This is a genomic window from Rhodoplanes sp. SY1 (genome assembly GCF_046000175.1).
Lineage (GTDB): Bacteria > Pseudomonadota > Alphaproteobacteria > Rhizobiales > Xanthobacteraceae > Rhodoplanes.
The window spans coordinates 1-23,217 of record NZ_JBEOMB010000128.1; the positions used below are offsets into that span (position 1 = coordinate 1).

The 23,217-nt window shown below is 62.3% G+C and carries 17 protein-coding genes; 10 read left to right on the forward strand and 7 right to left on the reverse strand.

Going from position 1 to position 23,217, the window contains the following annotated elements; translation table 11 throughout:
• Positions 1-27: 27 nt before the first annotated feature.
• From ABTU92_RS24835 to ABTU92_RS24845, 3 genes are all read left to right on the forward strand, one after another.
• On the forward strand, positions 28-579 hold the full coding sequence (locus ABTU92_RS24835) for an SOS response-associated peptidase (protein ID WP_408094305.1): 552 nt from the start codon (positions 28-30) through the stop codon (positions 577-579).
• Between the two features lie 208 nt (positions 580-787).
• A complete protein-coding gene (locus ABTU92_RS24840; RefSeq protein ID WP_408094289.1) occupies positions 788-1,711 on the forward strand; it encodes a restriction endonuclease in 924 nt (307 codons plus the stop codon).
• 40 nt (positions 1,712-1,751) lie between these two features.
• Positions 1,752-3,014 carry a hypothetical protein gene (locus ABTU92_RS24845; RefSeq protein WP_408094290.1) on the forward strand — a complete coding sequence of 421 codons (1,263 nt, stop codon included), beginning with the start codon at positions 1,752-1,754 and terminating at the stop codon, positions 3,012-3,014.
• Between the two features lie 37 nt (positions 3,015-3,051).
• Here ABTU92_RS24845 and ABTU92_RS24850 read toward each other — a convergent pair whose 3' ends face one another.
• From ABTU92_RS24850 to ABTU92_RS24875, 6 genes are all read right to left on the reverse strand, one after another.
• Positions 3,052-4,248, reverse strand: a complete 1,197-nt coding sequence (locus ABTU92_RS24850; protein ID WP_408094291.1) for a GIY-YIG nuclease family protein — start codon at positions 4,246-4,248, stop codon at positions 3,052-3,054.
• Positions 4,241-6,295, reverse strand: a complete 2,055-nt coding sequence (locus ABTU92_RS24855) for a DEAD/DEAH box helicase (protein ID WP_408094292.1) — start codon at positions 6,293-6,295, stop codon at positions 4,241-4,243. The genes ABTU92_RS24850 and ABTU92_RS24855 overlap by 8 nt, the downstream gene beginning before the upstream one ends.
• Positions 6,292-7,470 carry a hypothetical protein gene (locus tag ABTU92_RS24860; RefSeq protein WP_408094293.1) on the reverse strand — a complete coding sequence of 393 codons (1,179 nt, stop codon included), beginning with the start codon at positions 7,468-7,470 and terminating at the stop codon, positions 6,292-6,294. Before ABTU92_RS24860 ends, ABTU92_RS24855 begins: the two co-directional genes overlap by 4 nt.
• Positions 7,467-10,226 (reverse strand): class I SAM-dependent DNA methyltransferase, encoded by a 2,760-nt coding sequence (locus ABTU92_RS24865; protein ID WP_408094294.1) that lies wholly within the window; start codon positions 10,224-10,226, stop codon positions 7,467-7,469. The genes ABTU92_RS24860 and ABTU92_RS24865 overlap by 4 nt, the downstream gene beginning before the upstream one ends.
• Before the next feature lie 294 nt (positions 10,227-10,520).
• Positions 10,521-12,878, reverse strand: a complete 2,358-nt coding sequence (locus ABTU92_RS24870) for a S8 family peptidase (RefSeq protein ID WP_408094295.1) — start codon at positions 12,876-12,878, stop codon at positions 10,521-10,523.
• Between the two features lie 7 nt (positions 12,879-12,885).
• Positions 12,886-13,878, reverse strand: a complete 993-nt coding sequence (locus tag ABTU92_RS24875) for an AAA family ATPase (protein ID WP_408094296.1) — start codon at positions 13,876-13,878, stop codon at positions 12,886-12,888.
• 303 nt (positions 13,879-14,181) lie between these two features.
• On the opposite strand from ABTU92_RS24875, the gene ABTU92_RS24880 reads away from it, so the two are divergent.
• Together ABTU92_RS24880 and ABTU92_RS24885 are read left to right on the forward strand one after the other, a co-directional pair.
• Positions 14,182-14,802 (forward strand): nucleotidyltransferase domain-containing protein, encoded by a 621-nt coding sequence (locus ABTU92_RS24880; RefSeq protein WP_408094297.1) that lies wholly within the window; start codon positions 14,182-14,184, stop codon positions 14,800-14,802.
• Positions 14,803-15,007: 205 nt separating this feature from the next.
• Complete coding sequence (locus ABTU92_RS24885; RefSeq protein ID WP_408094298.1) at positions 15,008-15,202, forward strand: hypothetical protein; 195 nt, start codon at positions 15,008-15,010, stop codon at positions 15,200-15,202.
• Between the two features lie 484 nt (positions 15,203-15,686).
• Here ABTU92_RS24885 and acnB read toward each other — a convergent pair whose 3' ends face one another.
• Positions 15,687-18,278, reverse strand: coding sequence for a bifunctional aconitate hydratase 2/2-methylisocitrate dehydratase (gene acnB, locus ABTU92_RS24890; protein WP_408094299.1), 2,592 nt, complete (start codon positions 18,276-18,278; stop codon positions 15,687-15,689).
• A 342-nt stretch (positions 18,279-18,620) separates the two neighbouring features.
• On the opposite strand from acnB, the gene ABTU92_RS24895 reads away from it, so the two are divergent.
• Genes ABTU92_RS24895 through ABTU92_RS24915 form a run of 5 tightly spaced genes read left to right on the forward strand, consistent with a single transcriptional unit; the run spans position 18,621 to position 23,201 of the window.
• Positions 18,621-19,343 carry an ABC transporter ATP-binding protein gene (locus tag ABTU92_RS24895; RefSeq protein ID WP_408094300.1) on the forward strand — a complete coding sequence of 241 codons (723 nt, stop codon included), beginning with the start codon at positions 18,621-18,623 and terminating at the stop codon, positions 19,341-19,343.
• 34 nt (positions 19,344-19,377) lie between these two features.
• Positions 19,378-20,625 carry an ABC transporter substrate-binding protein gene (locus tag ABTU92_RS24900; RefSeq protein ID WP_408094301.1) on the forward strand — a complete coding sequence of 416 codons (1,248 nt, stop codon included), beginning with the start codon at positions 19,378-19,380 and terminating at the stop codon, positions 20,623-20,625.
• A 32-nt stretch (positions 20,626-20,657) separates the two neighbouring features.
• On the forward strand, positions 20,658-21,485 hold the full coding sequence (locus ABTU92_RS24905) for an ABC transporter permease (RefSeq protein ID WP_408094302.1): 828 nt from the start codon (positions 20,658-20,660) through the stop codon (positions 21,483-21,485).
• A 37-nt stretch (positions 21,486-21,522) separates the two neighbouring features.
• Positions 21,523-22,074, forward strand: coding sequence for an OsmC family protein (locus ABTU92_RS24910; protein ID WP_408094303.1), 552 nt, complete (start codon positions 21,523-21,525; stop codon positions 22,072-22,074).
• Positions 22,071-23,201, forward strand: coding sequence for an acyl-CoA dehydrogenase family protein (locus ABTU92_RS24915; RefSeq protein ID WP_408094304.1), 1,131 nt, complete (start codon positions 22,071-22,073; stop codon positions 23,199-23,201). Before ABTU92_RS24910 ends, ABTU92_RS24915 begins: the two co-directional genes overlap by 4 nt.
• Positions 23,202-23,217 lie beyond the last annotated feature (16 nt).

Genomic DNA, 23,217 nt, shown 5'->3' on the forward strand with positions numbered 1-23,217 from the left:
CCGGATGTCGCTTGACACTACCCGGGCATCTTTCCGGACTATTTTGCCCCGGTGGTGCGCAATGGGCTCGATGGCGTGCGCGAGCTGGCGCTGGCCCGCTGGGGCATGCCCTGCCCGCCCGCCTTCGGAGGAGCCCCCGTCACGAACATCCGAAACACGAAGAGCCCGCACTGGCGGCGCTGGCTGAAACCAGAGAACCGCTGCCTCGTGCCCTTCACGTCGTTCTGCGAGTACGCCGACACGAAGCCGAAGAAGACCCCGACCTGGTTCGCCTTCGACGAGACCCGCCCCCTGGCCGTCTTCGCAGGGATATGGACGCCATGGACGGGAACCCGTGGCCCGAAATCAGACCCGGTCGAGGGCGAGCATCATCTGTTCGGGTTCCTCACCACGGACGCGAACGCCGAAGTCGGTGCGGTCCATCCCAAGGCGATGCCGGTGATCCTCCGTACCGAACAGGAGATCGAGACCTGGATGACCGCCCCCGCCGAGGAAGCGCTCCAGCTTCAGCGCCCCCTGCCCGACTACTCGCTGCACGTCGTCGCGACCGGCAAGCGCGAGGACGGCGTTGCCGAATAGTTTTCCGGTAGTTGTCCGTCCGGATATGGTAATGACCACGGGCCGCTGGCCGCCGCATGCCGCAACTGTCTGTCGCCCGAAATGGTCCACCTAACCCCTGGACTCCGATAAAGCGTATGCCTTAGCTGGTAAGATCGCTAAACGTCCTTGATTGCACGCAGGCCGTTGATACACTTACGCAACATTTGCCAGTACATGGACTAGCCCTTTGCCGATTCCTGATTTCCAGACGTTGATGCTCCCTGTTCTGCGTGTCGCCGCTACCGGTGAGGTGCGGATTTCTGATGCCGTGGAGAAGCTCGCCGACGAGTTTCAGCTGTCCCCGGAGGACCGGTCGCATCTGTTGCCGTCGGGCCGTCAGACAACATTCTCCAATCGCGTTCACTGGGCCAAGAGCTATCTGGGCAAGGCGGGCCTGATCGAACTGACGCGTCGAGCGCATTTTCGGATCACGGATGAGGGCCGAACGGTGCTCGCCTCGAAGCCGGACCGAATTGACATACGGTTCCTCGACCAATTCCCCGGATTCCAAGAGTTCCGAAACGCCGCCGGACAGAAGGACGGCGAAGCCGAGCCGACTGCACCACTGGGCATGAGCGCAACGGCCTCTCTCACTCCTGACGAAGTGATGCGGAACGCGCACCGGCAACTTGACGCGGCACTGGCGGACGAGCTGATGCAGCGTATCCGCTCGGGCACCCCGGCATTCTTCGAAAGCCTCGTCGTTCGCCTTCTGGTGACGATGGGCTACGGCGGCTCCGTCACAGACGTAAGCAAGGCCCTCGTTGGGGGCCCCGGCGACGGTGGCATTGATGGCGTGATCGATCAGGATGCGCTCGGCCTCGATCGCATCTATGTACAAGCCAAGCGATACGCCGACGGCAACACGGTGAGCGCGAGCGCGATCCGCGATTTCTTCGGGAGCCTCGACCGTTTCAAGGCTTCTAAGGGCCTCTTTGTCACCGCCTCGGCCTTCACGACTTCGGCACGTGAGACAGCGGCGCAACTCAGCAAGCGCATCGTCCTGATCGACGGCGACCAACTCACGCGGCTAATGATCCGCCACGGCGTCGGCTGCCGCGTGGAAGAGGTCCTCGAAATCAAGAAGGTCGACGAGGAGTTCTTCGAATGATGCCGGGTCCTCATGCAACCGCACGTTCGTGGGGCTTTCAGTGAGGAATATATTCGATCAGTACACGCAACCTGAAAACAGGGTCACTCACGCGCTGCTGACGGCGCTCGATCAGGACCGATCGTTGCTTAGTTCGTTCTTGCGTGACCTCGTTGGAGTGAAGCCACCTACGGACCCGAAGAAGCTCACGGTTCTCGAACAACGCTATCCCGGCGATACCGAGCCGGATGAAAGTGATCTTGAACGGCGCGGGATTCCGGATGGCTGGATATTCGACGAGAATGCCTGGTGTCTGTTCATCGAGAGCAAGGTTCTTATCAAGCTCACCTCGGATCAAATCGAACGGCACCTGCGCACAGCAAGACGGCGGGGCTTCGAGACCGTAGTCGCGGTCGTCATCACGCCCGTTCAAACGGTTCGGGCACCTGCTGGCACCATCCTTCTCGAATGGAAGCAGGTCTACTGCTGGCTCAAACGGCATCAACAGCGGGAGTGGGCCCGCCGCGCCGCAGATTATCTCGAAGTTGCCGAAGCAAAATTGATTGAAGCCAGCCAGCTTTTGGAGGGGACCTTGACCAGCTTTTCCGGGTTTCCGTTCGGAGCCGATCATCCCTTCACCTGGCTCGAAGGCAAGCGCGTACTCGGGCTTGCCATGAATGAACTGCGCTCCGACCCGCGCCTTTCCAAAGCGTTCAATCTCTCGCCGAACGGACTGGGACGGCCCGCGATCACGGGACGACAGGAAAACCGGGTCTGGGACTTCATCTCGCTTGCCGAGCCAACGGCGACAGACAACGACGCGTTCACGTATCACCCTCACCTTACGCTGGCGATTGGGCCGGAATGGGTCGAGGCAATGGTCACGATTCCGAATGGCCTCAGCCCGTCGATCCGCAGGCCGCTTGTCGACCTTGGCGAAGAGGGCTTCAAGCAAACGGTCAAAGCCGTCGTCCGCAATCTCGGCCCGCTTCTGAAGAAGTGTGAGGGCGCAAGACCGCTGTTCAGAGGCGTGCAGCGTCGGTATCCGTCGCAGCGGGCGAAGCCGTTCTACGACGCGACGCTGGAATTCGACCTGCGCACGGCTGTCGAGGACAGCGGACCGCCCAAGCTGCAACCGACTTGGCTGTCAGCCGGATACAGCGCCTTCGTTCAGAAGCGCGGTTCGAACTATCAGATTCAGCTGGGTGTCCAGTTTCCTTACGACCGGTGCCCCGAAGTCGCAGAAGCGTCTTCCCTGACCTTGATCCGGGATGCCTGGATCGGCTGTAAGCCAATTCTGGGTTCCACACACGAACAACAATAATGCGCCGTCGAAGCTCGGCGCTGTTCACAGACGACGATTACGAAGTGGGATTCGGGACCAACTTCGCTGTCTTCGGATCGTACCCATAGTCGGTGATCGTGCCGTCTTTAATCCGACGTACCGCCTCGTCGATCGCGAACAGAGGAACGAGGAACCATTCTTTTGGAACGATCGGCTGGCCGAACCGATCCTTGATCTCCACATCAAGTCGGGCCGGACCGAATATGCGGTGGATGAGGTTTTCAAGCCGGGTCCGATTGATGTTGTACAACTGGTAGGTCGCGACGATTTCCACCTCCGCCATGAGGAACGTCGGATCGAGACGGGCGTTCGCGATCCGCCGGTCGACGTCGCCGCCGGTTACGCCGATCTTGTGGAGGATGTCGCGGTTCGCCGAGACCAAGGGGTGGTCCGACTTACTGCGAAGCACATAGATGGTGCCGCTCGCTTCATCCCCGTCGTCAGCAGCATCGGAAAAGAGCGGCCCTGCCGATGGCTCGGTAATGCGTCTCCCGGAATCGTCCTTATAGAGCGCCCGCTGAAGTGAGCGACGAAGCAGATTGCTTTCGGTTCCGTTCGAATAAATGACGCGCAGTCGGGCATCCGACTCGCCGTTCGGCGCTTTGAACGTTTCGCCAACCTCGGCAACGTACGCGATTTGCCCGCCCAGAATGAAGAACTCACCCTTCTTGATGTCCGCTTTCAGGAAACCGGCGTCCTTGACGAAGTTCCGTGTGGACCGGACGCCGGACTGAATCTCGCTCTGAACCTGCTCGAACAGCGGTTTGAATTGATCGAAGTCCGCGCATTTCTCGCGGTCGGCAATTTCCTCGGCGGCGCGCTTCTCGGCGCTAGTCCGGACGTGGCGAAGGTTGGTGATGTCTGCCGCGCCGTCGGCTCCTTCAAGTGCTGCGGCGAGTTCGTCCTCATCGACTTCGTCCGCCTGGGCCGGAGGCGGCGCGTCGCCCAGAAGCCCCTGATGATCGAGCGGCGCAAGAATTGTCCGGCACTCTTCCAGCGCCCGGAGCCGGTCCAGACGGACAGCATAAATCCGCTCGAAAATATCCCGGTCCTCGCCGTGCCGGGGAGCGTGGCCGTGCTGTTCAACGAAGCGCTGAATCTCCTCGAACCCTGCGATGATGCGCTCTTCGCGTGCCGAACGCCCTGAACTGCGTTCCGGTTCGGCAAACTCCGAAAGAGCTTCGGCGAGTTCGTCAAGGCTCGGGTCACTCATAGCGGCCCTCCTTGCGGAAGCGCATAAAGGCGGCAGCACCTTCCGCCATGCGGCGTTCCCATGCGTCTGCCGAGGTCAGCGACGGCAACCGTCCGCGCTCCTTCTGAAAGCGGAACGCGCGAACCGCCAGTTCCTTCGCCTCTTCGGGAGTGAGGCCCGTTCGTTTGGCGGCGATAACCGCAGCCACTTGCTTCAGGCTATCCTCGCTCATCGTCTTAGCGAGGATCGCGTAGGCTTCCCCAAACGGATTGATGCGGTCGATCAGGTCGATGTCGAGTTCGCGCACATCCATCGCGAACTTTCGTACGCCATCGACGAAGGCGGTGTTCGTGCTCTCGGTGTTGCCACCTTGACCGCCCGTGGCGATCTCTTTGGCCTTCTGGGTCAGGTTCAGGGCGGCAACCGCGTGCTGGCGAACCGCTTCCTGATCCTCCGCATCAAGCTCAGGATACCGATCCTTGATGATCTTGCCCATGCGGACCTGGGTCAATTCTTCCGGCACCAACTCCTCATCGAACAGTCCACGCTCGACGGCGGTCTTGTCCTGGATAAAGGTGGCGATGACCTCGTTGAGGTCTTGCTGACAGATACGCTGCGCCTCTTCGCTCTTCGGCGCGACAAGGCCCTTGATCTCAATCTGGAACTGGCCGGTTTCCTCGCTAAATCCCACATTGCACTTGGTGGGATCATAGCCGCCTTCGCCATAGTCGTAGCCGGGGGTCGGGCCGCTCCCGGGGTTCTTCGGCTTGAACTCGAAGCGGGGTGCCAGCACCTGCTCCATGAGAAGGCTCGCCGCTATGGCCTTCAGCGTGTCGTTCACGGCCTCTGTGACGGCCTCTTCCGAGGCATCCGGCTCGGCGATCAGGTTGGTGAAACGCGCGCGGGTCTTCCCCGGTGCATCGCGCGTGGCGCGGCCGATGATTTGCACGATCTCGGTGAGGCTGGACCGGTAGCCGACAGTCAGGGCGTGCTCGCACCAAATCCAGTCGAAGCCTTCCTTCGCCATGCCGAGTGCGATGATGATATCCACATGATCGCGGTTGTTCTTCTGCGCCGGGTCCTTCAGCGCGGCGGAAACCCGATCGCGCTTGGCCGGATCGTCGTCGACCAGGTCGGCAATGCGAAGCGTTCGACCTCCAGATGTCTTGACGAGTTGAAACCCGGTGGCCTCATCGGTCCCCTGCCACGCGCCCAGCTCCTCGATAATGTGCTCGACCTCCCTGATCTTGTCCTTCGTGCTTTCGCGCGAATTGACGTTCGGGATGTGGACGATGGTCTTCTCGCCGGGATCGAGCACCTTCAGGATGTCTTCCACATACGAGCCGGAATAGAAGAAATAGCCGATGTCGAGCTGCTTCAGATATTCATACCCGTTGAGCTGCTCATAGTAGGTGTAGGTGACGGTATCGAACTTCGCCTCATCCTGCGGGGCGAGAACGGCGTCCGCATCTCCCCGAAAATACGAACCAGTCATCGCCACAATATGCGCGCGGTCTCGCGCAATGAACTGGCCGAGGTGAACGCCGAGTTTGTTGTCGGGGTTGGCTGAGACATGGTGGAACTCGTCCACTGCGATCAGGCGGTCGTCGAATGCCTGCACCCCGAACCGGTCCACCGCGAAGCGGAAGGTCGCGTGCGTACAGACCAGCACCCTGTCTTCGCTTTCGAGGAACGCCTTGACCGAATTCACCTTGCCGCCGTTGTCGGCCCCAGGTGCGTTGCAGAGGTTCCATTGGGGCTGAACAATCCAGTCGGCCCAGAAGCCGAAGTTCTTCAGCGGCTCGTCGTGGAAGCTCGCGCCGATGGTCTTTTCCGGAACGACGATGATCGCCTGCTTGAGTCCCTGATTGTTGAGCTTGTCGAGCGCGATGAACATGAGCGCCCGGCTCTTGCCCGACGCTGGCGGCGACTTGATGAGCAGGTACTGCTCGCCGCGCTTCTCATAGGCGCGCTCCTGCATCGGCCGCATGCCGAACGCGTTCGCCTTGGTCGATGAACCGTTCCGGGCGTAGGAAACGGATACGAAAGGGACGGACTTCGCACTCATTTTTTATACTCTTTCGCTGCCAAATTGCCCTTCTGCCATGCTTCAAGGACCAAATCCGAATCCGCCAAGAAGAACTCTCCCCCTAAAGACCGACCCGAGGACCGGCTGCAAAGGACGCCCTGCATAGTTCGTTCTCCGGCCTTCGCATGATCCGAACTAGGAAAGGGATCGTAGCCGGATGCCGGACCGGAGTAGAGGATTTCCCAATGAAAAGCGCATTTTGGCAAAGTACGGTTATGGTCGTCGCACCGTGTTCGCGGGCTTCTGGAAAACCCTGCCTTGACGATCATCTTACCGTTGGCAGGTTCGCCAAGGAAGGCGTCTGTATCGCCGTGAAGCCTCAGTACGTAAAGGTGTTTCGGGCCTTCGGATTCCCTGGTGACGAACGCGTTTTGTGAGACAGGGCCAGGTTTGCTCGGCGCGAGAATTTCTTTAGCGCTTCCCGGCGCTGAACCGATGATCGGGTTCTCTCCAAAGACATCGACCTCCTGAAGATCGAGCTTTAGGATGTTCAGCGCTTCCTGTCGGGAAAGTCTCACACCGCGCGCACCGATGTGCTGCCATGCGCCTGTGGATGTCGCTTCCGGCGCGAATTCGCGCACATCCATCCGCGATTCCGGCGTAACGCGCCAGGCCCGCATTGCCTTGACCGCATAGTTCCACTTGTCTGCACGCTCGGCATCACGCTCCTTGGACGCCCAGGCGGAAGGGGCCATAAACTGTTGCGACATGCCAAGCTGGTGGGAGCATTGCTGAATGCCGATAACCTTTCCGAGATCTTCTTTAGGTGCCTGCCCCGCTGCATAGACCACCACGAGAACGCCGGGCTTGCTTCCGTTAATAAAGCTTCGCCTTCGACCCTCATCAGTGAAACCAAGCAAGCCCCATTCCTCAGGACGGAAGCCGTAGAAGCTCGTAAGCCATACGTTCGGCGGGTCCGCCTTGATCGCTTCCATCGGAAACATGGCTTCGCCGCGCTCGTGCGCCTGTTCAAATGCCCGAACGCTGCCGTAGGTTTCGACAACGTGGGACTGGACCGCCGGGATGATCTTGTCGCCGCGCTCGGGCCACCCATGCGCCTCGAACATATTTTTGTAACCGCCGTAGTAATCTTCAGCAATCCGCCGGATCGCCTGCGCGTCGCCTCCCTGGGTGTAGCTCGCGGGTTGTTTCATCCGGCACCCGCCTTCTTCCGTTGGCGGGAACTTCCCGCCGTCATCTTGGTGTACAGCTCGAACAGCTTCTCCAACCGCTCGGTGTCGTTACGGAACCGGCGACCGATATAGATGCGCTCCAGCACCTCGTCATTTCGTTCGTGGGCCTCGCGTACCAGCGGGAACTCGCAGTCCATGCGATCGGGGTCATACATGTCGGCGATCGTCGCCGGAAAATAGTACTGCCGTGCAAGCAATATCTCTTCAGCACTGCGGGTCAAATCGGCCTTGTTTTTGTCGGTCAGAGTCGGCACGGGGAACGTGTTCCAGCCCAAAACGTTAGAATAAGAGAAATCGGTACGCAGCCTCACGCAAACGGTGGCAATCCAAATCCGATGAATCCGAGAAGCAACCAACGCCATACTCCATAGCTCGGCGTCATAGAGCGCAAAACATTTGTTCGAAAGCACGCAATCGCGATCTAATAAATCTACGGGTAGATATTCTCTGTTTTCCGAGGACACAACGGGAATCGCTAGAACATGTTCTTTTGCGCTGTTCATCTCCCGAAATTGATGCGGTCGATGGACCATGCCATTCGACACCGCGTCACTAGATTTTACCCGCTTGTCTTCTCCATCCTTCAGTCTGTCGCGAATGTCAGCCACAGACAAAATGCGCTCGTCCGGCTTCTCTTCAAACCAAAAACAATGCCGCGGCCTACTATTTATCACTTCAGTGGAGCCATAAAACTTACGCAAGTAACTGTCTTCTAGGCCCGAGGCAATGTAGGCATCTTTAGCGCCCCTCCCAAAGATAAGGTGGTCTGAAAGGCCGTAATAATTTCCTTTAACCATACCAGGGACGGCTGAAATCGGCCTTCCAAGCCCTGTTATCCAATAGTTGCCCTGCGGAAGCAAATAAGCATTGATGTTCTGCGCCCTTATCCGGACATCGCCATCAAAGATAATCGGGTCCCTTGCGTTCCGCCCAGCGCCAACGATGACGACAGTGACACCAGCGCCATGCTTCGCAAGATTGCTCCACTTAAAGGATTTGACGGCAAATATGAACTTCAAGCCGTCATCGAAGAGCGGCTTCCAAAAGTTGGAGACATGCTGGCCTTGTGCGACGCTGTTTGTAGCGACGAATGCATAATCGGCGCTGGCGTTCTTAGCGTAGCCATGAGCCTTGAAAAACCATCCACAAACATAATCTAAAAGTCCCCACTTTTCGATAACCCCATCAAAAAGCTCTTTTAAATCTTGCTTCTGCTGGCCTGACTTCCTTGCGTTTCCTTTATAAGGCGGATTTCCGCAGATGTAGGTCTCCCCACCCTCGTTCTCAAAGTCGATCTGCGCTTGGTCGAGCGGTGAGTGAAACAAGTCGTCGGCGTGGTGTTTAACGACAGTGCTCGTCGGCGGGCAAATGCTCAGCCAATCCAACCTCAGCGCGTTGCCGCAGGTGATCCAGTTCTGCGCATCAAGCGGTAGGAATTCGGCCAGCGCTTCCTTCTGACCACGATACAGCACGTCGCACTGGAACTCGGCAATGATGAGCGCGAGCCGCGCGATCTCGGCCGGGAAGTTGCGCAGCTCGATGCCGCGAAAGTTCGTGAGCGGGATATCCGTCTTGCGCCCGGTTTCGCGCCGACGCTGGTTGATCTCGGCCTCGATCGCCCGCATTTCCTTGTAGGCGATGACGAGGAAATTACCGGAGCCACAGGCTGGGTCGAACACCCTGATCCGCGCCATGCGGTTGCGGAGGTTCAGCAGCTTGCGCGGATTGTCCCCGGCCTCCGCCAGCTTTTCGCGCAAGTCGTCGAGGAAGAGCGGGTTGAGCACCTTCAGGATGTTCGGCACGCTGGTGTAGTGCATACCGAGCGCGCCGCGTTCGTCGTCCTCCGCCACGGCCTGGATCATCGAGCCGAAGATATCTGGGTTGATCTTCCGCCAGTCGAGACCGCCGATATGAAGAAGGTAGGACCGCGCGATGCGGCTGAAGCGGGGCACGTCCATGCGCCCCGAGAACAGCCCACCATTCACGTAGGGGAAAGGGTCCGCCCATCGGGGCGTGCCTGCACGCGCCCGATCGGCCGTCTTCGTGTTCATGGCCTGAAATAGCGCGCCAATCACCTCATGGGTGTTTGAGGAATCCCGCGCGCTCATTTGCTCGACGGTCGCGGTGAACAGCCCGGAGCCGTTGAAGATGTCTGTGTCCTCGGCGAAGAAGCAGAATATCAAGCGCGCCATGAAATGGTTCATGTCGGGGCGGCGCTCTTCCGTGCCCCACTCGGGATTGTCCTTCAACAGCTCGACATACAGCCGGTTCAGGCGGCTGGTGGCCCGGATGTCGAATGAGCTTTCGCGGACCTGCTTGACGGTCGTGATGCCCGCGAGGGGAAGGAAGAAGCCGAAATGATCGGGGAACTCCGCGTACCGGCAAGCAACAGTCTCACCACTGGCCAAGTCCTCGGCCTCAAAGGCGTCGCCGTCGGTCGCCAGAATAAATTTCGCCTTGGCCCTTTCCGTCGCCGGGCTGGCCTTCAGCGCACCGAGCATCTTGGTGACTTCGCCGGGGGCGGCAGCCGCGATATGGATGTTGTTCGTCTGAAGGACCCCGCCCAGATCGGATTTATTCGTCTCGCCTTTGCGAAGGCGTCTGAGCGTCGTCTCCTTGTTCCCAAATGCTTGCAGGAAAGCGAACGGAAACTCGGCCGGGTTGAAAGGCTGCTCGGCGAGGGCCGAAATGGCCTCTTCGATTTCAACGGCGTTCATGGTGCATAACCCCGCCGCCGCGCGACGATCGTCCGCGCCCCTGTTGCCCCATTGATCGGCTTATGAAATACGACCGCAGCCATGCCCCACGCCTCTGATTCGATTATGTTTTCCGTACTTTAGGGCCCGCTGCGGTTCAACGCCAGAGGCTTGCGGTGGCTCCGTTTTTCATGCACTGAAGCAAAGTTGGCGGTGGCGAGGCAGGCCTGTTTCACATCAGGAGCAGCCAACGCGTCATGCTGGTGGGCCGTTGGCCGTCGCGTGCTGCGGGCATCCCACTGGGCCAAAATGCGCTCAGACGCGAACGCGAGTTCGGAGATGTTGATGTATGTTGATTGCCGCCTCGTGCTCCAGTTCAACTGCGATCGCAAAACCCTGATGGGTGACATCGTCGCCTGCCCATCGTCGTTCCGCAAAGACGGCTAGGTAGTAATCATTGCCGTACTGATCGATATTTCGCGCCATTTTGAATGTTGCAGCTTGCAGCGTGCTTGTGCCCCGAATGTCTCTAGATGGATCAAGACCACACTTGGCAGTACTAGGAAGTTTTTCGAACGGTTCCTCGTCCTTTGAGCGCTGACGAAAATGCTCGAAGATTTCATCCGGCGTCATACCTCGTAGAAGATGATAGTTTAGTCGTAGCCCGAGGTATTCAAGGCGCGTATGGCGAACCGGAGGATCGAAGGCTAGGCTTACCCGAATGGACCGCTTTCCCTTGGTACTCTGGAATTCTTTGGGCAAAGGCACGCGGTAGAGCGCAAACTGATCCACTGCCAATTCTTGGTGATCTGCAATCAGGACGACCCGTCGCTCCTCAGAATCGAGTGCACGCGCAAGGTCTGGTACACCAAAGCCGCAGCATGCAATAGTAGCTCCGTTGCCTAGGCGGCTCAGGCCCTGGATCGCCTCTGGAGGAATGCTAGCCGATAGCGCAAGCAGAGCGCGTATCATATTTGCGGAAGCCTCGGGCATCGCCCGCAGCAGCAAGGCGGCTTTATAGGCAACGCGTGGCGCAGCCATCGATGTGCCCGTCGATGCAGTTAGCATGCCCTTTAGATAGTCCGGGCGCAATGTCAACATACCCGCGCTGGAGTAATGGTCGCCAGTTGCGATACGTGGCCCCATCCCATCAAATAGGCAGGTTCCCCCATAATCAACGAGGTCTGGTTTGATTGCTTTGTTGGAGCCCGGGCCGGACCGCGTCACTGGCGTTGGCATATTCAATGAAGCGACGGCTCGGAGTTCGGCCCCCGCAACGTTCTCAGTTGGAAGACCGTTGGCATGAGCAAGGCTTCCCACCGTCAGTGCGATAGCAGCTGTGGCTGGATCAACAATGCGATTTTGAGGCGAAACAAGGTATTGAGGGTAAGTCCGGGTGATATGCTCGGCCTTTTCTCCCCAAGGAGCGCGGCTACCGTCAGCTGAATTTCCGGCTGATACGATGATGACAACATCGAGTTCACGCGCAAGAGTGTCAAGTGTCGCGGCCCATTGCGAAACTCGCCCGCCGTCATAGGGGATGCGGTGCATATCCCCGAGCGAAATATTTATAATACGGCAGCCCCGCTCACTGAGGGCGTAGATAGCATCCTGCATTTGCGCGGGTATCGTTGTCGCCTCGTCAAACTGGCCGTGATCATTCACTACTTTTACCGAGACGACACGAACAGGGCTTGCGAATAAATTGTTTCTAACACAATCACGTAAATCCCCAAACGCTGCGATGCCCGCTACTTTCGTGCCGTGTCCCCAGATGTCAGCGGTGCCGAGACTTTCTGGAACACCGATTGATTCGAATAGGGAGGGTTTCAATAAAGGATGTTCTGTACTACCGCTATCGATAACTCCGATTAGTGGAGCATCGTCTCCAGGAGCAGTCGGCTCCGGAATTCCGGCAATTGTCACAACGGGAGGATCGCGTTCGCCAAGGTCCGGTATAGGCGGACGGTCCACGCGTGCAACTACCGGGAGGGTGAGTACGTCGCGAAGTAGCGCTCCGCTAAGACGAGCCCGAAGAATAACAAGCCCCGCATCGCCAATGTAACGCGAAAGAACTTCCCCTTTTTTGCCTTCGATGTGTGTCACGACGCTATGAACACGCACCGCTCGGTCGATCTGCGTAGGCGCATCCCAAAGTTCAATATCGACGGTGTAGATGACTCCCGTTTTCAATCCTACCGGGGCATCCACACCGTCCGCGCGGAGCCGGGGGCCGATGCGATCTGTTGCCGCAATACTACCAACGTCGTCGATACATGCAAAAAGAGCGTTATATGACGGCGACTTCTGGGTACCTTGGGGGCCCTTCTGATACTCGGCTAGTCGCGCACGGAACCGCGTTAGCTCGGTATCGTCTGTAAAAATCACGAGAATATTGTTGGGTTCTTGGGCAAGTACAGTAAAACCCGCCAGCCGCCAAGCGTCTTCTTCCACCGGCGCAGCGAGACTAACCTTGAGTATCAACTCAGGGTCAATACCATTTATCTGTGGAAGCGCCGACTGCTCATTCACTGCCTCGTCAATTTTACTTTTTATAGTTTCACCGTGGCCCTGCGGGCTGGGACGAGTGGGAACAGGAATGGGAGCGGAAACTTTGCGGCGATCGGCGACGCGTTCAATACGCTCTAGCGTGAGATGCGGAAGCTTTGCCATTTGGCCTTCACTGACTGCGGCGTGACGTCAGGCCCTTACGCCGAGTTTCTTGACGGAGTGCGACCGCAAATTCCGTTTCGCTCACTGACTTTCGTTTTTTCAAAACAGCCTTTTTAATGGCATCGATGCATATTCGTTCGATATCGGCATATGACATTCCGGTTAACTTGCCGACAAACGCTGTGAGCTCGAAATTTGCAGGGAAGTTTGCGAACTGCCTTACAAGCAACTCAGAAATTTCGCGCTCGCCAGGGGCTTCGAAGGAAACGATCTCGTCAAACCGTCTCCACAGTGCCTCATCCAAATACTGGGGAAGATTAGTTGCCGCAATGATAACGCCGGGACCTTTGAAGCGCTCAATCATCAGCAAGAGACTGTTCACGACGCGCCGTAGTTCGTTGTGCTCACCCGTATCAGCGCGGGTACGCGCAAGCGCGTCAAACTCGTCAAAGAATAGAACGCAGGGGGTGCGGGTTGCGAACTCAAAGAGACGCCTGAGGTTGCTCGCGGTCTCCCCCAAAAAAGAGGAAATGATGACGTCAATGCGTGCACTATAGAGTGGCAACGACAACTCCCGCGCCACCACTTCTGCACACATGGTTTTTCCGCATCCCGGCGGACCCGCAAAGAGAAGCCGGGCGGATATCGGCAGCCGGTGCCTGCGTAGCTCTTCGCTCCGGCGACGCTCCTCAATTATGCACTCGATCAACTGCCGCCCATCGGTATTTAGCACGATGTCTCCGAGGCCGCGGGTAACTTCAATCGCGTCGATTAGATCAGTTGCTGGATCAATTTGGCTAGTTAGCGTCGTTAGCCCGGGCTGGGGGGATGTTTGATATCCCTGCCTGACATTCGCATCCAAGATCTTCCGTAAAGAGTCCGCGAGAGGCTTTTTTCCCTGTTGCTGCGCGTCATCAATGATACGCAATGCGGCGGTACGGAACTCCTGTGTCCGCCCGAAGCTCGCGATCAGCTTTTTGAGGTGTTCAGCCTTCGCCATCTACTTTCAGAAGTCCAAGATTGAGGTCTGCCACTTTAGCGCGAGTCCCTCTGGTGGTTCAAAATAAAACTGACCTTCGAAGCCGCAAGCCACGATGACTCACCGCTTACGCTCGAATTCTACACCACCCAATGCACTCCTGGGATGGCAGAGGGGTTGCTAGGGCTATCGGCCGCAACAATCGATCCTTCTCCTCTCGATTTTCGCCACCACAGAACTTACCCATTGATATAACTTGATATTTTTCATTCATTGATGCTTCCCGATTTGGGGTGTATCCTCCCCGGTCTGGGTAGGATGACCATGGACGAGATCAGCCCCTCGAACGCACTCTTCTCCGCCGTGCAGCAGCGCGTGCTCGGACTCATCTTCGGGCAGCCGGAGCGGAGCTTCTACACCTCGGAAATCGTGAGGACGGTCCGCTCCGGGACGGGGGCGGTCGAGCGCGAGTTGTCGCGTCTGCGAAGGAGCGGTCTCGTGTCGGTCGAGCAGATCGGAAACCAGAAGCACTACCGGGCCAACACGGAGTCACCGGTATTCGAGGAACTGCGGGGCCTCGTGCGGAAGACCGTCGGCTTCGCCGATCCGGTCAGGACAGCGCTCGAACCGTTCGCGGCCAGCATAGGCGTGGCGTTCATATTCGGATCAGTCGCCAAAGGGACCGACCGACAAGAGAGCGACATCGACCTGATGGTGATTGGGGACGATCTCGATTACTCAGACCTATATAGCGCGGCACAGAAGATCGAGAATAACGTGCATCGCAAGGTGAGTCCGGTTTTCATGACGCCCGAAGACTGGGGACGGAAAACGTCAGACAACAAGTCCTTTATTATTAAGGTTGCTTTGCAGCCGAAGATTTTTATTATTGGTTCAGAGAATGACTTGAAGACATGGGCCGCCAGGAACTCGAAAACCTCGTAAAGATCAACCGGCTCAAGACCGAGCCGCCGACGCGCGCCGAGTTTGAGGGCATGGTCGCCTCTGCCCGCGTGCGTCTGGCCGATGCCCAGAACGACACCATCGATCCCGACAGTAAATTCGACCTAGCCTACGGAGCTGCGCACCGCTTAGCTCTGGCCGTCTTGCGCCTGAACGGATTCCGCTCGGAAAACAAAACCGGATCACCGTGTTTCAGACCCTCGTGCACACGCTGGGGATCGACAAGACCGACGTGCAGGTCTTCCTAAAGGCGCACAACGAGCGGAACCTTGCGGAGTACGAAGGCCGTATGGAGATCGACGAGACGCTGTTGTCGGACCTGATCCGCTGCAACAAGGCACTGCAAACGGCAGTAACGAAGCTCACCCCTCCTGAGGATTGAATGGCCTGTGAATTGACGGGCCGGAGAGCGAACGCTTCGGTCTGCACGGATGGTGTCACTGTCGAGCTGTTCCAACTTTGGGTGCCGATGAAGTTGTCGCACCAAGCGTCTGGACGCCCTTCCCTCGTTAATCATCGACCCGGACATTCGCGCAGACTACCGTCGGGAAAATTCGGTCGCGACCCGCTCAACACGGTGTCCAATATCGCGTGCAACAGTCTGTATTTCTCGCTGCTGAATGTGGAGAGTGGCTTAGCAACAAATACTTGATTACGCGAAGCAAAACGGGTATTTTATTGCACTCTACATTTCTTAATCGAGGCGCTCCGAGCGCGCCATTCGACTGTCTCACATGTCGCGTCGCCACGGTCTGGGGCACCGGTGGGATTGTCTCGGTTGGGTGTCGGCGCCGGTCGGTTTCACCGCTCCTGGACGTCGGCACCCCGTGCCCTATCGGGGCGCGGGATGCCGGCCGTGCTGGTCGTCAGGAGGCGTATTCGGGGATCTGGTCGAAGTTCATGTAGCGGTAGATGTCGGCCGCCTTGGCCGTCACGGCGCTGGTCCCCTGCAGGTACTCGTCCATGGTGGGGATGCGGCCGAGCCGGGCCGACACCGCGGCGAGCTCCGCCGAGGCGAGATAGACTCGGGTGTCGAGGCCGAGCCGGTTCGGGAAGTTGCGGGTCGAGGTCGACACCGCGGTCGAGCCCTTCCGGATCTGCGCCTGGTTGCCCATGCACAGCGAGCAGCCGGGCATCTCCATGCGGGCACCCGCCTTGCCGAGCGGGGCGTAGAAGCCCTCCTCGGTGAGGATCTGCGCGTCCATGCGGGTCGGCGGCGCCACCCACAGCCGGGTCGGCAGGTCGGTCTCGCCGGCGAGCACATGGGCCGCGGCCCGGAAGTGGCCGATGTTCGTCATGCACGAGCCGATGAACACCTCGTCGATCTTGTCGCCCGCGACCGCCGACAGCGGCTTCACGTCGTCCGGATCGTTCGGGCAGGCGAGCAGCGGCTCGGTGATGGTGGCGAGATCGATCTCGATCACGGCGGCGTAGTCGGCCTCCGCGTCCGGCTCGATCAACGTCGGATTGGCGAGCCAGGCGTTCATGGCGTCGCGCCGACGCTCGAGCGTGGTCCGGTCGCCGTAGCCGTCGGCGATCATCCGGCCGATCAGCGCCACGTTGGAGCGCAGATACTCGATCACCGGCGCGGTGCCGAGCCGCACCGTGCAGGCCGCCGCCGAACGCTCGGCCGACGCGTCGGACAGTTCGAACGCCTGCTCGACCTTGAGATCGGGGAGGCCCTCGATCTCCAGAATCCGGCCGTTGAAGACGTTCTTCTTGCCCTTCTTCTCGACGGTGAGCAGGCCCTGCTGGATGGCGACGTAGGGGATCGCGTTGACGAGATCGCGCAGCGTGATGCCGGGCTGCATCTCGCCCTTGAAGCGCACCAGCACGGACTCCGGCATGTCGAGCGGCATCACGCCGGTCGCCGCCGCGAAGGCGACGAGGCCGGAGCCGGCCGGGAACGAGATGCCGATCGGGAAGCGCGTGTGGCTGTCGCCGCCGGTGCCGACCGTGTCGGGCAGCGTCAGGCGGTTGAGCCAGGAGTGGATGACGCCGTCGCCCGGCTTCAGCGCGACGCCGCCGCGGCTGGCGAAGAAGCCCGGCAGCTCGCGATGAGTGCGCACGTCCACGGGCTTCGGATACGGCGCCGTGTGGCAGAACGACTGCATCACGAGGTCGGCCGAGAAGCCGAGGCAGGCGAGGTCCTTCAGCTCGTCGCGGGTCATCGGGCCGGTGGTGTCCTGGGAGCCGACCGTGGCGATCCGCGGCTCGCAATAGCTGCCCGGGCGCACGCCCTGCCCCTCCGGCAGGCCGCAGGCGCGGCCGACGATCTTCTGGGCGAGCGAGAAGCCCTTGGCCTTGCCGGCCGGCGCCGCCGTCTGGCGGAACAGCGTCGAGGGCGGCAGGCCGAGCTTCGCCCGCGCCTTCGCGGTCAGCGCACGGCCGATGATCAGCGGAATGCGGCCGCCGGCCCGCACCTCGTCGAAGATCACGTCGGATTTGACCGTGAAGGTCGCGATCACGTCGCCGTTCTTGAGCGCCTTGCCATCGTAGGGGCGCAGCTCGATCACGTCGCCCATCTCCATCTTGGAGACGTCGAGCTCGATCGGCAGCGCGCCGGCATCCTCCATGGTGTTGTAGAAGATCGGCGCGATCTTGCCGCCGAGGCAGACGCCGCCGAAGCGCTTGTTGGGAACGTAGGGGATGTCGCGGCCCGTGAACCACAGCACCGAGTTGGTGGCCGACTTGCGCGACGAGCCGGTGCCGACGACGTCGCCCACATAGGCGACCGGGCGGCCGCCGGCGACGAGTGCGCCGAGCTGCCTGGTCGGTCCGCGCACGCCCGGCTCGTCCGGCACGATGCCGGGCCGCGGGTTCTTGAGCATCGCGAGCGCATGCATCGGGATGTCGGGCCGCGTGGTGGCGTCGGGCGCCGGCGACAGGTCGTCCGTGTTGGTCTCGCCCGTCACCTTGAACACGACGATCTCGAGCGACGCCGGAACCTCGGGCCGCGACGTGAACCACTCCGCCTCGGCCCACGAGGCCAGCACCGCCTTGGCGTTGGCGTCGCCGCGCTCGGCGAGCGCCGCGACCGCGTCGAAGGCATCGAACACCTGCAGCGTATGCTTCAGCGCCTGGGCGGCGGCGGCGCCGACCTCCGGGTCGGACAGCAGCGAGACCAGCGGCGCCACGTTGAAGCCGCCCAGCATGGTGCCGAGCAGCTCGGTCGCCCGCAGCCGCGAGATCAGCGCCGATTGTTCCTCGCCCGCCGCGATCCCGGCCAGGAACGTCGCCTTCACCTTGGCGGCGTCGTCGACGCCGGCCGGCACCCGATGCGTGAGGAGCTCGAGCAGGAACGCCTCCTCGCCGGCCGGCGGGGCGCGCAGCAGCGCGACCACCGCGGCCGTCTGCTCGGCCGAGAGAGGCAGCGGCGGAATCCCGAGGCGATCACGTTCGGCGGCATGTTCACGGTAGGCGCGCAGCATGGCTTCTGTGTTCCTTGGCAGTTGCATCGCGGCGTCTCCGGCCGGCAGATCACGTCGCCGAAGACGCCGGCGCGATATCGGCCCATGCCGACGGCCTTGTCGAGAGCATCGCGCACGGCGAACGCGCGATTGCTGCATTGCCGGGCAGCAGGCCCGCTCCCGAGCCCGCACCGGCCCGAACCGAACGCGGCCGCGTGAACCGGCTTCAGCGGCCGGCGGCGCGCCGCGTTTCTCCTGAAAGAACCGAGTTTTCTCCGCAGCGAGCCGGGGGGAGAACAACCATGTCGATTCCGCTCGAACAACGCATGGCACTACTCTTGCTTGAAGGGACGTGCATCCGGATATTCTCGTGACCAACGGAGAACCCCCGTGTCTCTTCCAGTCACCATCACCGGGCTGTCGCACCGATACGGCCGTCGCGTCGTGCTCGACGACATCGATCTCGCGGTCGCGGCCGGAGAGCGCGTCGCCCTGCTCGGGGCATCCGGCGCCGGCAAATCCACGCTGATGCAGATGATCGCCGGATTGGCGAAGCCGACCGAGGGGACCGTCACCATCGGCGGACGCCCCGTCGACGGCCCCCTGCCCGGCGTCACCATGATGCTGCAGCGGCCGGCGCTGCTGCCGTGGGCGAGCGTGCGGCAGAACGTCGAGCTCGGCCTGCGCTTCTCCGGCCTGATGCGACGTGATCAGGACGCGGCGCGGCTGCGCGTCGGCGCGCTGCTCGCCCAGATCGGCCTGTCGGACCGGGCCGATGCGCTGCCGACCGAGCTGTCGGGCGGTCAGCAGCAGCGCGTCGCGCTCGCCCGCGCGCTGGCGCCGCGGCCCGACGTGCTGCTGCTCGACGAGCCGTTCTCGGCGCTCGACATGGGCACCCGCGCGGCGCTGCGCGCCGACGTCCTGCGGCTCGCGCTCGACGCCGGCACTACGTTGATCCTGGTCAGCCACGATCTCGCCGATGCCGAGGCCTTGTGCACGCGCGCCGTGCTGCTGTCCGGGCATCCCGGTCGGGTCGCCGAGGACCTCGCGATCGAGAACGGCATCGACGCGACGACCCGCGACCGCGTGGTGGCGCGCCTCGACGCGGCCTGATCACGACGACACGACGACCGCGACGGAGCCCCCGATGAGTCACGACGACGCCCTGCGCGCCGAGCACCCGCTCGCCTTGTCACAAGAGTGGTTTCGGGCCGACTGGACGCGGCGTGGCACGCTCGATGCGCTCGCGCGCGGCGGGCTCGGCGCGTGGCTCGCCGCTGCCGGGATCGGGACGACGGCGCACGCCTCGACCGACGAGGTGGTGCGCATCGGCTATCTGCCGATCACCGATGCGGCGGCACTGCTCGTCGCGCATGCACAGGGGCTGTTCGAGGCGGAGGGCCTGACGGTCGAGCCGCCGACGCCGGTGCGGAGTTGGTCGGCACTGGTCGAGGGCTTCGCGGCCGGGCGCTTCAACGTCGTCCACTTCCTCAAGCCCATCCCGGTGTGGATGCGCTACAACAACAAGTTCCCGGTGAAGCTCCTGGCCTGGGCCCACACCAACGGCTCGGGCCTCGTCGTCGGCGCCCACACGACGATCCGCGAGTTCAAGGATCTGTCGGGCGCCCGCATCGCCGTGCCGTTCTGGTACTCGATGCACAATGTCGTGCTGCAGTTCGGCCTGCGGCAGGTCGGCCTCACCCCGGTGATCAAGCCGGAAGGCGCGCCCGTCGCGCCCGGCGAGGTGGCGCTGCAGATTCTCGCGCCGCCCGAGATGCCGACGGCGCTCGCGGCCAAGAAGATCGACGGCTACATCGTCGCCGAGCCGTTCAACGCGCTCGGCGAGCTGCGCGTCGGCGCCCGCATGCTGCGCTTCACCGGCGACATCTGGAAGAACCATCCCTGCTGCGTCGTCGCCGTGCACGAGCGCGACACGCAGGAGCGGCCCGCGTGGACCCAGAAGATCACCGACGCCATCGTCAAGGCGCAGATCTTCGCCTCCAGGAACAAGCCCGAGGTGGCGAAGCTGCTCTCGAAGGACGGCAAGGGCTATCTGCCGGTGCCGGGTGATGTCGTGCTCAAGGCGATGACGGATTACGGCGCGGCCTACGACACCTCCGGCGCGATCCGGCATCGCGACTGGAAGTCCGGCCGCATCGACTTCCAGCCCTGGCCCTACCCGTCGGCGACCAAGCTGATCATCGAGGCGATGCAGAAGACCGTGGTGGAAGGCGACACCGCGTTCCTCAAGGCGCTCGATCCGGAGCTCGTCGCGAAAGACCTCTACGACCTGCGCTTCGTCGAGGCGGCGCTGAAGAAGAACCCCGGCTGGGTCGACGATCCGAGCGTCGACCGGACGAGCCCGTTCGTGCGCGAGGAGATCCTGACGTTATGACGACGACCGTGCTGGACAGGACGCCCGCGGACATGACGATCGCGGAGCCGCGGACCCGGCTGCAGCGTGCCGGCCTCTCGGGCGGGCAGCTCGCCGGCTACCTGCGCTGGGCGGCCCCGCCCGCCGCCGGCCTCGTCGGCCTGTTCGCCCTGTGGTGGATCGGCGGCCTCGTCATCGCATCGAGCCCGCGGCTGGTCGCCTTCACGGGCTTCGCGCCGGCGCCGGCGCTCGCCGCCTTCGGCGACCTGATCACGTCGGGCGATGCCTGGAAGGCTGCCGCCCCCAGCCTCTCGCGCGTGCTGCAGGGGCTCGTCGTCGCGGCGCTGATCGGCATCCCGGTCGGCATCGCGATCGGCCTCTTGCCGCTCGTCGAGCGCGCCGTGCAGCTGCCGTTCCAGATCCTGCGGATGGTCTCGCCGCTGGCCTGGATGCCGGTCGCCGTGCTCGCCTTCCCGACCTGGAACGGCGCCATCGTGTTCCTGATCGCGGCGGCGGCGATCTGGCCGATCGTGTTCGCGACCGCGGCCGGCGTGAAGCGGATCGACCCGGCCTGGATCGCGGTCGGCCGCACGCTCGGCGGCCGCGGCTTCGCGCTGGTGCGCGTCGTCGTGGTGCGGGCCGTGGCGCCCGACATCCTCACCGGCTTCCGCCTGGCCCTCGGCGTCGCCTGGATCGTGCTGGTGCCGGCGGAGTTCCTCGGCGTCACCTCGGGCCTCGGCTACGCCATCAACGACGCCCGCGACACGCTCGAATACGACCGCCTCGCCGCCCTCGTCCTGCTGATCGGCCTGATCGGCTTCGCCCTCGACGCGCTCGCGGCCGCCCTGCTCGACCGCGCCCGCTGGACCCCGACGGCCTGACGCCGTCCTCACCCCTGAACACGCCACAAGGAGCCCCATGAGCACCGTCGTCGCCGTGAAGACCACGCTCACCACGCCGTTCGAGTCGATCGACGCCGAGCGCCTGAAGGCGCTGGGCGACAAGGGCCGGTCCGACCCGTCCGCGGTGCGGACCCTCAAGGTCCGTACCGTCGCCGAGGGCAAGCGCTTCCGCCATCTCAACTACGTGCGCGACCTCGACGCCCATGTCGTCGACGAGCCGCCGGGCCTGCTCGGCGACGACACGGCGCCGAACCCGACCGAGGCGCTGCTCGCCGCGCTCGGCTCCTGCGTCGCGGTCGGCCTGCAGGCCAACGCGGTGGCGCGCGGCTGGACCATCAAGGCGATCGCGGTCGAGCTCGAGGGCGACATCAACATCACGTCGGTGTGGGGCACGGGCGATCTGTCGCCCAAGCCCGTCGGCCTCACCGCGGTGCGGCTGAAGGCGCATCTCGACGTGGACGGTGCGACCGACGCCGAGATCGCCGAGGTGGTCGCCCACGCGGCGCAATGGTCGCCGGTGCTCGGCACGATCAAGAACCCGGTGCCGGTCGAGGTTTCGCGCGCATGAGTCTCGGGGTCGAGATCGCAGCTCCGCCGACGTCGCCGCCGCCCGCCTCAGCCGCGGGCCGCTCCGTCGCCGAGATCGTGGCGCGCGACCTCGCGCCGCTCGCCCGCGCCATCGACGAGGACGGGCTCTATCCCGAGGCGGTGATGCGCGCGCTCGGCGCCGCCGGCGCCTATGCGCATCACACCGGCGCGCATCCGGCCGGCGGGCTCGTCGCGGCCGTCGCCGACATGGCGACGGTCGGCACGGCCTGCGGCTCGACGGCGTTCTGCACCTGGTGCCAGGACGCGCTCGCCTGGTACCTGGCGCGCTCGGAGAACCCGGCGCCGCGACAAAACTGGCTCGCCGCCATCGCGGCCGGCGAAAAGCTCGGCGGCACCGGGCTGTCGAACCCGATGAAGACGTTTTCCAAGCTCGACCGGCTCGCCTTCTCGGGCGTGCGCGTGCCGGGCGGCTGGCGGGTGTCGGGCCGCCTGCCCTGGGTCTCCAATCTCGGGCCGGATCATTTGTTCGCCTCGGTCTTCGCGGTCGGCGACGGCGCGGACGGCGGGCGACGCATCATGGCGGTGTTCGACTGCGCGGCGGAGGGCGTGTCGCTGGTCGAGGTCGGGCCGTTCCTGGCGCTGGAGGGCACGCGCACCTACGCCGTGATGCTGCGCGACGTGTTCGTGCCCGACGACGCCGTGATCACCGAGGATGCCGTCCGCTTCGTTCCGACCATCCGCCAGGGTTTTGTGCTGCTGCAATTCGGCATGGCCCTGGGGACCGCACGCGCCGCGGCTGCGCTGATGCGCAAGGACACCAAGCTTCTGGGCGAAAAACCCGTCGCCGTGCTGCCGCTCGACGCCGACGCGATCGAGGCCCGTGCCGACGCCTTGACCGAACGCGCCGCTGTTCTCGCGGCATCGCACGAGGATCCGTCGCGCGGCGCGTTCATCGAGGTGCTGAAGGCGCGGCTCGACGGCGCCTGGCTGGCGCTCGAGGCGACGCAGGCCGCCGTGCTGGCGCTCGGCGCCCGCGGCTACATGCGCCGTTCAGAGGTCCACCGCCGCCAGCGTGAAGCCCAGTTCGTGGCGATCGTCACGCCCTCGGTGAAGCACATCCTGACGGAGATTTCGCGCGGCGTGTGAGAGCCGATCCAAGAAG

Coding starts and splice junctions, on each gene's coding strand:
- ABTU92_RS24905 (WP_408094302.1), top strand. CDS start 20,658: ATGACGATCGCGGAGCCGCGGACCCGGCTGCAGCGTGCCGGCCTCTCG.
- acnB (WP_408094299.1), bottom strand. CDS start 18,278: ATGCAACTGCCAAGGAACACAGAAGCCATGCTGCGCGCCTACCGTGAA.
- ABTU92_RS24865 (WP_408094294.1), bottom strand. CDS start 10,226: ATGAACGCCGTTGAAATCGAAGAGGCCATTTCGGCCCTCGCCGAGCAG.
- ABTU92_RS24870 (WP_408094295.1), bottom strand. CDS start 12,878: ATGGCAAAGCTTCCGCATCTCACGCTAGAGCGTATTGAACGCGTCGCC.
- ABTU92_RS24900 (WP_408094301.1), top strand. CDS start 19,378: ATGAGTCACGACGACGCCCTGCGCGCCGAGCACCCGCTCGCCTTGTCA.
- ABTU92_RS24910 (WP_408094303.1), top strand. CDS start 21,523: ATGAGCACCGTCGTCGCCGTGAAGACCACGCTCACCACGCCGTTCGAG.
- ABTU92_RS24860 (WP_408094293.1), bottom strand. CDS start 7,470: ATGAAACAACCCGCGAGCTACACCCAGGGAGGCGACGCGCAGGCGATC.
- ABTU92_RS24855 (WP_408094292.1), bottom strand. CDS start 6,295: ATGAGTGCGAAGTCCGTCCCTTTCGTATCCGTTTCCTACGCCCGGAAC.
- ABTU92_RS24915 (WP_408094304.1), top strand. CDS start 22,071: ATGAGTCTCGGGGTCGAGATCGCAGCTCCGCCGACGTCGCCGCCGCCC.
- ABTU92_RS24880 (WP_408094297.1), top strand. CDS start 14,182: ATGGACGAGATCAGCCCCTCGAACGCACTCTTCTCCGCCGTGCAGCAG.
- ABTU92_RS24850 (WP_408094291.1), bottom strand. CDS start 4,248: ATGAGTGACCCGAGCCTTGACGAACTCGCCGAAGCTCTTTCGGAGTTT.
- ABTU92_RS24875 (WP_408094296.1), bottom strand. CDS start 13,878: ATGGCGAAGGCTGAACACCTCAAAAAGCTGATCGCGAGCTTCGGGCGG.